Raw genomic sequence first — 12,898 nt, 5'->3', positions numbered from 1 at the left:
ATTCGATGCCTTCGTTTCGTTCGGTAGTTCGGTAGTCGGTAGTTCGGTTAGTTCAGCGTGACGTCGTCGAACCAGGCGGTTCCGGTTCCGTTTAACCTGGCGGATATCGTAGCCGTGGCCGCGTTGGCCGGAGACGTTACCGTGACCGACACCAACGACCAGCCTTGCGTTCCCGTTATCACGTTCGTGTACGTGCTTCCACCGAGCCAATTACCCGCGTTATCGGCAAAGCCGATCGCGAAGTATGCCCCTTCGCCGGCCGGCGAACTCACTCCGTTCGTCTTCACCCAACCCGTCAAGGTGTAGGAGGTGTTCGCCGTAACGGGAATGCGGCTGCCGTCTTTGTTCGCGCCCCCGAACCCGTTGGATGCGGACACGACTTTTAACGAACGGGTTCCGCCATGCTTGTCGTCGGTCGCCCACGTGATTGTCGGCGATCCGGACCAAGTAAACGTATTCCACCCATTCGCGTTGATCGGATTCAATTCGAAATCGCCATTCGGAATGGAGGTTCCCGTTCCCGTCACGAGCGAGACGTCGTCGTACCATACGGTTCCGGTGCCGTTCAAATGAACGTAAAAGTTCATGTTCGTCGCGTTAGGAGCGGCGGTGAAAGTATAGCTTACTTTGTTCCAATCGTTCGTGCCGAGTTGCTTTGCGCTATCCCATCGGGTGGCGCTAATGACGTTGCCTAACGAATCCAGTTGCTCCGTCCATACCCAAGCTCCCGTTCCCGTAACGCCGTTCGTCTTCATCCAAGCGCTGAGCGTATAGGTCTGTCCCGGCCCGATCGAGATTTTGCTTACGCCGTCCCTATTGTAACCGGCGTTAATTCCCGTTCCGTTTACTTTGGCGGAATAGGTTCCGCCGTGTTTCTGATCCGTTGCCCACGTAAACGTTGCATTGTTGTTCCAGTTTTGCGCGCTCCATCCGTTCGCGTTGATCGGGTTGAGCTCGAAATTGCCGTTCGAGATCAGGTTGCCTCCGCCCCCGCCGCCAGTGCCTCCGCCATTGGCGTATTGCTTGTACGTCGCGGCCATGTCCTTGGCGCCAACGAACTTGTAATTCCGTCCGCCCGAGTTCGCTTGAAGGGCATTTGCAACTTCTTTGGCCTTATCATAGTAGCTTCCCGGTTCGCTGAATGGAGCGCCGATCGTGATCATCATGAATACCGGCGTGCCCGCGTTCTGCGCGACGTGGGATTTAATGCCGTTTACGATATCCTGCGCGGGCGCATTATAACCGAAATTCCACGTTCCGACCACCGTCGTGTCTTGGCGCAGAGTCGCTTGATGGATCGGAATCTGGCTGTTCGTATATCCGATCGTGATTCCGTCCCAACCGACCAGATCCGCCCGTTGGGAATTTTCCTGGGAATGGACCGTCCAGATCGTATGGATATCCGTCAGGTCCGCGTACTGCTTCCAGTGGCTGGCTTGCGACGCCAACCCGGAATCGTTCGCCCCGTTCACCTTGTCCGCCCAACCGATCGTCAGATCGCTTCCGGCGGGAAGATTTTTGGCAAAGAAGTTATAGATCGGGGGCGCCAGATTGGCAAGCTGCGGCGCGATCGACCACGTGATCGGAACTTGTCCGAAGGTCGAAGTTTTTTCTTTAGTGAATTCAGAGAACATGCCGCGGTAAACGCAATGAAGCGCGTCGCCGTCCGTCAACATGAAACCGATATAGACATCGTTGCTGCTCACCGGACTGGCCACGGCGGCAGGCAAGTTTATGTTGCTATCGGAGAACGAACCGTACACGCTGAAGTTCGACAATCCGTTGCCGCCAAGAACGTAATAGGATGTTCCGTCCAGAATGGCCGGGGCTTCGCCCGTTCCCGTACCGCCCGGATGCGTAGGTACCCATCCGAGGATCGCCGTCTTGCCGTTCGTATACTTATTCATCAGTTTCATGAGAACCGTGTCGTCGTTGGCATCGTTCATATTGATGTTGAAGGCGAAACCTTTCGTCGCCACGGCGTAATCGATCGGACCTTCGTTAAAGGCGTTAATATCGTAGTAGCTGTCCGAGCCCAAGGAGAATACCGCCCGCATGTTGGCATTGGAGGTAGCCCAATAATTGTCGATGCTCCAATTCATGACTTGATAGTCGTTCTGGAAATTGTTCGTTCTCAGATCGACCAGTACCGGGAAATTAAAGCCCCAGCTTACCAACTGGTCTTTCAAGGCCGGAGACACGGCCAGCGCGTTCTGCTGCGCCGCGATCGTGACCGCCGCCCCGAAGGTGGCGACGTTGACGTTGTTGACCGTTCGCGGATCCCAGACGACCAAACCTTGAACGTAAGAAGAATATTGATTGATCAGGCCATGCAATCCGCCGTCCGTTCCGGAAGACCGGGTCAACGTCGTTTTAGGAAGATTCTTCAATTCGTCCGTATTCGTAATCCAATCTTGTTGCGCGTTCCAATTTTTTCCGCCGATTTCGTGAAGCGCGTCGATGGCATCGTTGTACAGATAGATTTTGTTCGTGGCCGTGCGGTTGACTAAGCCTTGCAACACTCTTGCCGCCGCGATGGCGTCCTTGGAATCTCCTCCGGCGTACTGAACCTGCATGTCCATGACCGTTAAAGCCGTGGCTTGAGGCACCTTCGTGAATAGCGGCTCCGTCAATCGGGGCGTCGCCGCGCTCGCGGGCAACCCTTTAAGGTTCGGAACCAAGCTTAGGACAACCGCGCATGCCAATAGCAACTTCCATGCTGCTTTTCTTTGAAACATCAATCGCAACTCCTCGCTTTTTTTTATTTTTGCAAGCCTTCGACATAACCTTTGTAAGTAGCGGCCATGTCACGGGCATTGACAAACTTGTAGCGAGCTCCATCGGGTCCATCGAAAAGGCGATCCGCGATCATACGGGCTTGAGAATAGAAGTCGCCGCTCTTATCGAACGCCGCCCCAAGCAGTATGGACATAAATAACGGTTCGTTCCCTTGTCGCTCTTCCGCGCATTGCCTGATTCCTTCGACCGCTTCGTCGATGACGTGCTCGCCGAAAGACCAAGTTCCCCAGACTGCCGTCTTCGGATTCAGCTTGGACAGCTTCGCCTCGACTCTGCTATTGCTGTACCCGACGATAATGCCGTCCCACTCATTCTTATCGGCAAGCTGCGTCTCTTCCGCGGAGTGAACGGTCCAATTAATCCCGAGATTCGCCAGATTTGCATGCTGCTTGATATTGCGGGTAACCTCCGCCAGCGCGGTATCGTGTACCGTGTGGACCTTGTTCGCCCAAGCCGCCGCGAGATCGCTCGTCGGCGGCACTTGGCGGGCGAAGAAGTTGTACACGGGCGGAGCCAGATTCGCGAGAATCGGCGAGATCGTCCATGTCATCGGAATCCTGCCGAAGTTCTCGTCCTTCCGAGTCGTGAACGCGGAGAACATGCCGCGATAGACGCAGTGCAAGGCATCTCCGTCCGATGCGAAGAAATTAACGAAAACGTCGCCCGCCTGCGCGGCAAGAGCTTTTCCTTCCGGAAACCCGACGTTACTATCCGGGAAGGAAGCGAATACGCTCATGTTCGAGAAGCCGTTGACCCCCGCGACGAAATACGACGTTAAGTTCAAGCAGGTAGGCATCTCCGAGAAACCATAGACGAACGGGTGCGTCGGAACCCAACCCAAGATCGCGGATTTGCCTTCCGGGTATTTCCTTAACAGCTTTAACAGCGCGTAATCGTCGTTCCCGTCCATCATGTTGATATTGAAGGAGAAGCCGTTCACCGCCACGGCGTAATCGATCGGTCCTTCATGGAACGTGTCGTTGCTCAGCCAATTATCCGCCCATTCCGTCACGGGCGCCCATCCGTCCATGCCTAGGGAGAACACCGCCCTCAGCTCGCGATTGGAGCTTTCCCAATACCGGTCGATGCTCCATTCCAATGCCTCGTGATCGCTCTGGAACCGATAGGACCGCAGATCCTCAAGCACGGGGAACCGGAAGCCCCAGCCTTGGATTTGTTCCAATAAATCCGGGGACACCGCCAACCCTTCCAATTGCGAAGCAACCGTAACGGCCGCGCCGAACGTAGCCATGTTCACCTTGTTGTGAGGATTCGGATCCCAGACGACGAATCCGCGGAGCTTGTCCGAGTAGCGTTTAAGCAAGGCGTGAAGTCCTCCGTTAAGTCCCAGCTCCCGCTCCAGCGTTACTGTCGGCAAATCTCTTAACTCCTCCGTCTGCCGCTGCCACTCCAGTTGCGCGTTCCATTCCCGTCCGCCGATGTCGTGGGTGGAATCCGTGCAATCGTTATAGAGGTACAGCTTGTCCTTGCCGCTCCGATTAACGAGTCCTTGAATGACTCTGGAGCTGGCTATGGCATCCGTCGTGTCGCCGTCCCCGAATTGTACTCGCAAATCCAATATCGTGAGCGCCTCCGCCTGTCCGGCTACTTTGACGAACATCGGCTCGAATCGCGAATTCCGTGTCTTTTCCAACTTTCCGTCTCTCCTTTTTGGTCCAACCTCTTGATGCCTTTCGATTCGCTTACCCTTTCACCGCACCCGCCGTAAGTCCGCTGATCAGTTTATTCGAGAACAGAACATAGACGAGAATGACCGGCAGAGTCGACAAGGAAATCGCCAATATTTTCGCCCCGTTATCGGTGGAATAAAGCCCGTTGAACAGCGTTACTCCGAGCGGTAGCGTATATTTGTGTACATCGTTGATCGTTAGCAGCGGCACTAGGAAGCTATTCCAGGACCAGATGAATATCAGCAGACCAAGCGTAACGATCGCAGGGGATATAATCGGGAAAATAATGTTGAAGAAAATGCGTACCTCGCCCGCGGCATCGATTCTCGCGCTCTCCATAATTTCCGTCGGCACCGTATCCCGGATATATTGCGTCATCCAGAATACGCCGAAGCCCAAGCAGAGCGAGGGCAAAATCGTCGGAACGAGCGTATCGTTCAGATGCAGGACGCGCATTTCCCATACGTAGGCGACCAACCCCAATTGGTACGGGACCATCATCGTGAACAGCACGAGACGATTAAGGGAATCGCGGCCCTTAAAGCTGAATTTCGCGAGCCCGTATCCGCACGCGGTGCAGATCAGCACGCCGAGAGAGACCGCTACCGCCGACACGATGAGGCTATTCGTGAAGAAGTCCCCCATCTCCGGCACCTTCATGACCGTCTTCCAATTCGCGGACAAGTAATTCGAAGGTAACCCGTCGAACTCGAATAAGCGATAGCTATCGTAAGTCCCCATAATGAACATGCTATAGAAAGGAATTAACGTGAATATCGCCAGCAGAACGAAGACGATATACGTTAAACCTTTGATTGCAAAATTAGCGTCGGATCTTCTAGAAGCATGCATTAGGCTTTCTGCCCCCTATTCACGAACCGTATGCTCATCCATGACGCGACGACGATGACCAAGGTCATCAAATACGCGACGGCTGCCGATCTGCCCGGACGGAACAAGACAAAACCTTCCTCGTATACGTAAGACACTAGCGTATACACCGATTTCTCCGGTCCGCCTAGCGTATTGGAAATGCTGCTACTCGAATCCGTGCCGACCATTAGTAGTGCCGGTTCATCGAATATTTGCAGTCCCCAGATGACCGTCGTGACGATGACGAACAGGGAGATCGGACGAAGCATGGGCAATGTGATCGCCAGGAATCTTCGCCATAGGTTGGCGCCGTCGATTTCCGCCGCCTCGTATAGTTCGTGAGGAATCGTCTGCAAGCCCGCCAAATACAAAATCATGTTGTAACCGAAGCTTTTCCATACGACGATCAGAGCCACGATGCTCACCACGTATACGGGTTTGGCCATCCAATAGATCGGTTCGCCGAGCAGTCCGCTCTTCTGCAGCAAAATATTAATAAAGCCTAATTGGTAGTTGAACAACAAGCTGAACAATACGCCGACCGCGACCGGCGTCGTAATGTACGGAAGAAAAAACGCCGTCCGGAAAAAGGAGCTCATCTTCGTCATTTTCTCGTTAATCAGGAAAGCCAATCCAAGAGACAGCACGAGGCTGACGGGCAACGAGATGGCCATGATCAGCAGCGTATTGTAGAGGGACTTGAAGAATAAGCCGCCCTGCAAGACGTCGATATAGTTCTTTAAGCCGATAAAATGCATGTTCTCGAATTGATCCCAGTTCATGAAGCTAACGAAAAGGGTGAATAGGATCGGGACGAGCGAGAAGCAGAAAAGAAAAATAAAAAACGGCGAAACGAACAAATAGCCGTATTTCGAGGAGTTCATCGTCGTTGCACGCTCCCTATCGGAAGGAAGGACGGATGCGATCTCCGTCCTTCCGCCTATGGATGTTTGGATTTACTGGATGCTGGCTTTGTCCTTGATTTCTTTGGCCGCGTTGCTTAGAGCCGCATCCGCGGTAATGCCCGCTTTCTGAATCGCGTTGGCTTGCGTCTTAAGCGCGTCCTCGATGATGCTGTCGTTCTTGCCGTATTTCGCGGGCGGCATCTTGGAGAGCCAGTCATAGTAGAGAGCCGTGAGGTCTACGCCGTAGAATTCATTCACGCCGTTCGTGACTTTGTTGTCCACGAAGCTCTTAACCGCGCTCACGTTGCCGTACTTGAAGTTGATTTTCATGCCTTGCTCGGTGTAAAGGCTTTGCTTGATGAACAGTGCCGCCAATTCCGCTTTGGCCGGATCTTTCTTGTCCACGATCAATTCGGCCGTACCGCCTCGGAAGTAGCTTCCGCCCGGAGGCACCATGACGCCCCAACGGCCTTTGCCGTCCTTGTCCACGTTCGGAATGAAGCCTTCTCTCCAGCCTGCCGACGGGAAGAAAACAACGTTGCCTTGCGACCATGCCGCATCCGCCGCCGGTCCTTCAAGCTTGCCGATCGTGCCCGATTTCAAGCCTTGCTCGACGTATTGGAACGCCGGTTTCATATTGTCCAACGTAAGCATATCTCCGTCTACATAGCTTTTACCCGATGTTTTCAGAGATCCGATGAGCGCTTCGATCGAGTCGGTCGCGTTCGGCGTCAAGAACACTTTGCCGCCGCTTTGGCTCTTGATCGTATCGCCCGCTTTGAAAAAGTCGTCCCATGTGGACAATTTCGCGGCAAGCTCGTTCGCATCGTCCGTACCCAGATACTGCTTGGCCAAATCCTTGCGATACCAGATCGCTCCTACGCCCAAGCCTTCCGGAATCGCCACGAATTTACCTTCCTGGTTCACGACCGCTTCCGACGCCGACGCGACTAGATCTTCTTTGTTAAAGCCTACGGTGCCGAGGTCCAAGAATATATCTTTATAGCCGAGCATCTTGCCCCACCAGTAAGATTCCGCCAGCGCCACGTCGGGCAGGTCTCCTCCGGAAGCTTTGGTCGCCTCGAATTTCGTCAGATAGTCGCCCCAGCCCATTGTCGTGAGATTAACTTTGACGTTAGGGTAAGTCGCTTCGAAATCCGCCACGCGCTCTTTGAAGTAATCGTTATTCCATGTCCAGACCGTAATCTCGCCTTTATAATCCTCCGGCTTCTTCTCTGTGTCCCCTGTCGATTCCGATGGCGATGCGCTAGCGCTAACGCTCGGCTCCGCCGATGGCGAAGGAGATGCGTTGCCGTTAGCCGAATTGTTGTCTTTGTTTCCGCAACCCGCTAGCAAACTTACGACGATTCCTACGAGAAGCAACAGACTAGTGCTGCGTTTCTTCACGGTATAAGCCTCCAGTACCTATTCGATGTGTAAGGCTCAGGTGGTCTGCGGCCGCATGTTCCCTGGCTATGAACCCAGTATAAAAAGAAAAAGAACCCGTTAGAATTCGAATTCTTCGGGTTCTCTATCGTAATCTTCAGATGTATTCACGCTTGTCCGCTATTTAATCAGAATCTTGCCTTTCAGCTTGGATTCGATCTCTTTTCTTGCGTTGTCGATCGCCTGCTTGGCCGTAATGCTAGACATCATCATGTTATAGGCTTGAATCCGGAGCTCCATTTCGATAATGTCGTCATACTCCCCGTAACGGACCGGTTTGCGAATTTCCTTAGACCAATCGAATATTTTCTGCTGGATGTTCTCCTTGAAGTAAGGATCCGTCGTCCTCAGAATCGTATCCGTGAAGGCGTTGCGATACGCGGAGAACTGATTCGTGTCCATTATGACCGCCTGCGACCCTTGCTGGGAGAGTACGAACTCGATCCGTTTGGCGGCAAGCTTCTTGTTTGCCTGATTGCTCTTCTTCGGTATGGCATATCCATAGCCGCCGCGAACGAACACTTCTCCCGGCGGCTTCATGACCCCCCATTTGCCCGTTCCGTTACGGTCCACGCTCTTGATATAATCGCTCCGCCAATCCGCGAACGGATAGAACATGACATTCCCTTGAACATAAGACCGGTCCAGGTCCATTCCCTTGTATTTCGCGATATATCCCTGCTCCAGCATCTTCTGGATCAGTTCGAACTGGGGAAGAATCCGGTCCGTTAAGAGCAATGCATTCCCGTCCATGTAATCCTTATGGGAAGCAATCAAGAATTCTTCGACCGACATCGTGTCTGGGAACAAAAACTCTTTGCCTTGGCTTTCTTCCTTGATTCGGCGACCTAGATCCAATAACGCATCCCAAGAGGTCAACTTCTTCTCCAGCGAGTTCGAGTCGCCGAAGCCGTAATATTTCTGAGCGAGATCCTTACGGTACCATATACAAGCGATTCCGGTCGCGACGGGTACGAACGCAAGCTCCCCATCCGGTCCTCGGATGAGCTCCGACGACATTTCGTTAATATCGGCTGCCTGGATGCCGTAGAGGGATAAATCTTCGAACACGCTTTTTTTCTGCTGCCATTTTCCCCACCAGTAGGATTCCACGGTCACGATATCCGGAAGATCCGCGCCGGTGGCTAAGGCGATCTGAAATTTGCGGTCATAATCGGCCCAAGGAACCGGAATAACCTCGACCTTGATTCCCGGATAGAGCTGGTTAAACGCCTTATTGATCTTCGCCTCATTGTCCGTGGCGTACGACCAGATCGTTATCGTTCCCGTCAAATCGTCGTTCTTCGAAGCCCCCGACGGCGTTTTGTCTTTCCGATCCAAGCAGCCCGTCAGCAATGCGGCGATCATGATTACGCTGAATATGGCTTTCATTCGTTTCATGTCGGACCTCACCAAATTTCGACATATTTATTATCTCCTTCTTAAACTATACTAAGCTGTGAGACGATTCAATAACGGATGTGGGTGACTCTAATTCATGAGATCGATTCTGAGATGGAACTTAACGATCAACCGCAAAATATTGATCGGTTTTCTGGCGGTTATTTGCATATGCGTAGCGGCCATTACGACCATCGCTTATGAGCAAATCTCGCGTATCGTGGAGAATAAGATTTCCCTCTACAATCAACAAGTCGTCAATAAAAGCCTCGACAATGTCGAGTTTTACCTTCAGGACGTCGCGGAACTCGCCAAGAACATTTCCGTCGACGATCAAATTCTGGACGATATCCATACGATAAAGGCAAATGAACAAGACTCCAAAACGAGGCAGTTGCTGGATAACGCCGTCAAAAAATATCAGTTTCTCAAATCTTATATTACGGATATTTCGTTGTTCGAAGAAAACGATCGTATCGTCTATAGCTTCGACTACGATTACAAGAACGTATTCTTCCAAGATGAATGGTATAAATCCTACGAGCAATCCTCCGGAGACAGTTACTTCTCCAGCATTCATACTTCCATTATCCGCGGGACAAGCCTAGAAGGCATAGAAACGCTCACTTATATCAAAAAGGCATACGACCTAGCCGACCCTACGCAATACTTGTTCACCGTTGCTATCGAGATGGATGCCAAAATCTTAAACAACGCGCTTAGGCAGCTCGACTCCTCCGACGACTGGGGAACCGTCGTTTATAACAGCAATCGGCAGATTATGCTGCAACAAACCGAGCTATATCCGCAGATCGACGTAGCCAAATTACTGCCTTCCGTGACGGACAATGATTTTCGACATGACTCTATTCGCCTTCAAGGGCAACGGTATCTCGTCTTGAAATCTTCCATGTCCAAGTACGACTGGCAATTGATCAGCTTTGCGCCCTACGACAAGATCATGTGGGAGGTATCCTCCCTGCGTTATTATTTGATCATCGCCGGCATCATTTGCATCCTGCTCGCCGCCGTCATCTCCATTTTCATATCCAAGGGAATCACCGTTCCGCTCGCCAAGCTAATGAACGTCATCCGCGAGATGGAGAAGGGTAACTTCAAAGTTCAAGCCGATATTCGCAGCGGGGATGAGATCGAACGGCTCAACGGAGTTCTGATCCGCATGTCCAACGGAATGGAAAATCTGATCGAGCGGAATATCCAGGAGGAGAAACTGAAGCGAAAAGCCGAACTAACGGCGTTGCAGGCCCAGATCAATCCCCATTTCCTATATAACACTTTGGAGTCGATGAATTGGTTTGCCGTTAGGAAAAAAGAGATGGAGATCAGCGACGTCTTGACGAACCTCGGAAAGTTTTTCCGGATTAGCTTAAGCAATGGAAGTCCGTTTATCCCGCTCCATCAAGAAATCGAGCATATCCGCAGCTATCTCAACATTCAGAAGTTCAGATATTCCAACCGGTTCGAATCGGAGATCGAAGTCGCCCCGGAAGCCTTGAATTATTATATTCCTAAGCTGATCTTGCAGCCGATCGTCGAGAATTCGCTTCTTCACGCGTTCAAGGATCAAGGAGGCAAAGGAAGCGTCCGCATTAGCGTGGCCGAACAAGGTAACGACATCGCGATCGTCGTCGCCGACGACGGCTGCGGGCTGAACGAGGAACAACAAAGCAAGCTGCGGGAATCCTTAAGCGGCTCGAAGACGAATGATCCCGCCAAGGGTTACGGCTTGCGGAACGTTCACGACCGCATCCAGCTTTCCTTCGGCGTTCTGTACGGCCTATCTTTCGAAAGCACCCTCGGCGAAGGCACCGTTATCCGCCTTCTCCTGCCCCAAGTCGAGCAACCCCCGTTGGAATTAACTTAGAGCCAGGAGGCGTTATCCATGAAAATCATGATCGTAGACGACGAAGAGAATATCCGACTCGGCATCGCGGAGGGCTTCGACTGGGACGAGCTCGGGCTTGAGGTCGCGGCGCTGGCCGAAGACGGCAAGGAAGCTCTCGAGCTGGCCCTGCTGCATCGTCCCGACATCATACTTCTGGACATCAATATGCCCCGGATGAGCGGTCTCGAGTTCATGAAGGCATCGAAGGAAAATCTGCCCGACGCCGTGTTCATCATTTTATCCGGTTACGACGAATTCCAATATGCCCAAGAAGCGATTCAGCTCGGCGTTAACGAATATCTCTTGAAGCCGATCTCCCCTCGCGAGCTCTCGGAAGCCGTGCAGAAGGCGGTCCTCCGCGTGAGGGAGCAGACGGATCAGACCAACTTCATTCAAAAACTAGAGAAGAATATCGAGGAAGCGATGCCTCTGCTCCGTGAGAAGCTGGTCTCCGACTTACTCCATCAACGTTATTCTCCATCGGATGTCGATCGAAGAATGGAGTATACGGGAATTCGGTTCCCTTCGTCCAAATTTGCCGTACTCCATATCGGTCTCGAGCAGTTCTTAACGAGACCCGGCACCGAAGAAGCCAATCGACAATTATCGCTATTCGCCGTTCGCAACGTGTGCGACGAGGTTCTTAACCGGGAACATTGGGGAGTATCCGTAGTTGCGCTGGAAAACACGCTGGAAGTATTGGTTTCGTTGAATGAGGGTGACCCGGAGCCCGCGGATTTGAAAAAAGTTTGCTTGGAGCTGGCCGCGGACATTAAAGATAATATCAAGCGCTACTTGAATTTATCCGTCTCGATCGGAATCGGAAACGTCTATTCCGGGATCGAGCAGATTCACTATTCTTGCAAAGAAGCACACGCCGCCATTCGATTAAGCGCCGTGCTGGGCAAGAGCAAACTCATCGACGCCTCCAGCTTGGAGTTGCCGCCATCGTCCGATCAGGCCGTAGGTTACGCTTACGAGAAAGAGCTGCTGTGGGGACAATATCTGCGCAACGGGGACGAACGCGCGCTTGATGTGCTTGACGAATGGTTCGATGCTTCCGGGGAATCCGGTTCGGATCAAGCCTACGCCATGATGAAGTCAACGGTTCAACAATTGCTGCTGACCGCCTCGAAAATTTTCTCCGCGTTGAACTTAAGCCTGCTCGATACCGGTTACGACGAGCTCTACGATAAGCTTCATACCTATTCGGATTCCATCCGGTTAAGGGATGCGCTTCGTTCTTTCGCCGAAATCAGCCTCGAGCGGATCAACCGTTCGAAGAGCACAAGCTACCGCAAGGAAATCGAACAGGTCAGAAGTTACATCGACGAACGCTTCGGGGAGGAAATCTCGTTACAGCGTCTATCTACGGAGGTGTATATGAACACCAACTATCTGTGCACCTTGTTCAAGTCGGAGGTCGGAGAAACCATTCACCAATATATAACGCGGGTACGAATGGACAAAGCCAAACAATTGCTTCAACAAACGGATCTCAAAATTTTCGAGGTGTCCGAGATCGTCGGATTCTCGAATACCAGCCACTTTAGCCAAGCGTTCAAGAAATATACCGGCTACTCCCCCGTCGACTACAAATCGGAGCATTAAAGCTCAATACGAATAAGGCCGCAAGCTTCCTCCTTCCGGAGAGCCTGCGGCCTTCTATACGTCGCGACTATACCACCAAGATTTCCACCTTGTTACCGCACCACTCGCAATGCTCGGGCGGGTGCCAGGCCGAGAATGTCGTCGTCTGCAAGTTAACCAGATCGGGCGCATCCTCGTATTCGTCCACGAATTTATCGATCGCAAGCTCTACATGCTCGCGGCATACACAGTACATGGTCCAGTTCCCTTCTCGTTCGCTTACTGGG

9 protein-coding genes are annotated in these 12,898 nt (G+C 52.3%); 2 read left to right on the top strand and 7 right to left on the bottom strand.

From position 1 onward, the window contains the following. Nucleotides 1-47: 47 nt before the first annotated feature. The 6 genes from D7Z26_RS16315 to D7Z26_RS16290 all read right to left on the bottom strand — a co-directional run bounded on the left by D7Z26_RS16315 (nucleotide 48) and on the right by D7Z26_RS16290 (nucleotide 9,115). Nucleotides 48-2,738, bottom strand: a complete 2,691-nt coding sequence (locus tag D7Z26_RS16315) for a carbohydrate binding domain-containing protein (RefSeq protein WP_120978061.1) — start codon at nucleotides 2,736-2,738, stop codon at nucleotides 48-50. Nucleotides 2,739-2,761: 23 nt separating this feature from the next. After that, on the bottom strand, nucleotides 2,762-4,453 hold the full coding sequence (locus D7Z26_RS16310) for a GxGYxYP domain-containing protein (protein ID WP_120978060.1): 1,692 nt from the start codon (nucleotides 4,451-4,453) through the stop codon (nucleotides 2,762-2,764). Nucleotides 4,454-4,502: 49 nt separating this feature from the next. Beyond that, nucleotides 4,503-5,342, bottom strand: a complete 840-nt coding sequence (locus D7Z26_RS16305; RefSeq protein WP_120978059.1) for a carbohydrate ABC transporter permease — start codon at nucleotides 5,340-5,342, stop codon at nucleotides 4,503-4,505. Next, on the bottom strand, nucleotides 5,342-6,247 hold the full coding sequence (locus tag D7Z26_RS16300) for a carbohydrate ABC transporter permease (RefSeq protein ID WP_120978058.1): 906 nt from the start codon (nucleotides 6,245-6,247) through the stop codon (nucleotides 5,342-5,344). Before D7Z26_RS16300 ends, D7Z26_RS16305 begins: the two co-directional genes overlap by 1 nt. Nucleotides 6,248-6,319: 72 nt before the next feature. Further along, nucleotides 6,320-7,675, bottom strand: a complete 1,356-nt coding sequence (locus D7Z26_RS16295; RefSeq protein ID WP_158602345.1) for an ABC transporter substrate-binding protein — start codon at nucleotides 7,673-7,675, stop codon at nucleotides 6,320-6,322. Nucleotides 7,676-7,834: 159 nt separating this feature from the next. Next, the gene (locus tag D7Z26_RS16290; RefSeq protein ID WP_120978056.1) at nucleotides 7,835-9,115 is read right to left on the bottom strand and encodes an ABC transporter substrate-binding protein; all 1,281 of its coding nucleotides are present in this window, start codon (nucleotides 9,113-9,115) and stop codon (nucleotides 7,835-7,837) included. Between the two features lie 97 nt (nucleotides 9,116-9,212). Here D7Z26_RS16290 and D7Z26_RS16285 point away from each other — a divergent pair, with 97 nt between their 5' ends. Both D7Z26_RS16285 and D7Z26_RS16280 read left to right on the top strand, forming a co-directional pair. Continuing rightward, nucleotides 9,213-11,000 (top strand): sensor histidine kinase, encoded by a 1,788-nt coding sequence (locus tag D7Z26_RS16285; RefSeq protein WP_120978055.1) that lies wholly within the window; start codon nucleotides 9,213-9,215, stop codon nucleotides 10,998-11,000. Nucleotides 11,001-11,018: 18 nt separating this feature from the next. Next, the gene (locus D7Z26_RS16280; RefSeq protein ID WP_120978054.1) at nucleotides 11,019-12,632 is read left to right on the top strand and encodes a response regulator; all 1,614 of its coding nucleotides are present in this window, start codon (nucleotides 11,019-11,021) and stop codon (nucleotides 12,630-12,632) included. Nucleotides 12,633-12,699: 67 nt separating this feature from the next. Here D7Z26_RS16280 and D7Z26_RS16275 read toward each other — a convergent pair whose 3' ends face one another. Beyond that, nucleotides 12,700-12,867 (bottom strand): CxxH/CxxC protein, encoded by a 168-nt coding sequence (locus D7Z26_RS16275; protein WP_120978053.1) that lies wholly within the window; start codon nucleotides 12,865-12,867, stop codon nucleotides 12,700-12,702. Nucleotides 12,868-12,898 lie beyond the last annotated feature (31 nt).

This window comes from Cohnella endophytica (assembly GCF_003628305.1).
Taxonomy (GTDB): domain Bacteria; phylum Bacillota; class Bacilli; order Paenibacillales; family Paenibacillaceae; genus Cohnella; species Cohnella endophytica.
This window is presented reverse-complemented; position numbering and strand designations above follow the sequence as displayed.

What these genes read in the sequence shown, in the direction of transcription:
- D7Z26_RS16315 (WP_120978061.1), bottom strand. Translation starts at nt 2,738, where the DNA reads ATGTTTCAAAGAAAAGCAGCATGGAAGTTGCTATTGGCATGCGCGGTT.
- D7Z26_RS16305 (WP_120978059.1), bottom strand. Translation starts at nt 5,342, where the DNA reads ATGCATGCTTCTAGAAGATCCGACGCTAATTTTGCAATCAAAGGTTTA.
- D7Z26_RS16300 (WP_120978058.1), bottom strand. Translation starts at nt 6,247, where the DNA reads ATGAACTCCTCGAAATACGGCTATTTGTTCGTTTCGCCGTTTTTTATT.
- D7Z26_RS16290 (WP_120978056.1), bottom strand. Translation starts at nt 9,115, where the DNA reads ATGAAACGAATGAAAGCCATATTCAGCGTAATCATGATCGCCGCATTG.
- D7Z26_RS16285 (WP_120978055.1), top strand. Translation starts at nt 9,213, where the DNA reads ATGAGATCGATTCTGAGATGGAACTTAACGATCAACCGCAAAATATTG.
- D7Z26_RS16280 (WP_120978054.1), top strand. Translation starts at nt 11,019, where the DNA reads ATGAAAATCATGATCGTAGACGACGAAGAGAATATCCGACTCGGCATC.
- D7Z26_RS16275 (WP_120978053.1), bottom strand. Translation starts at nt 12,867, where the DNA reads ATGTACTGTGTATGCCGCGAGCATGTAGAGCTTGCGATCGATAAATTC.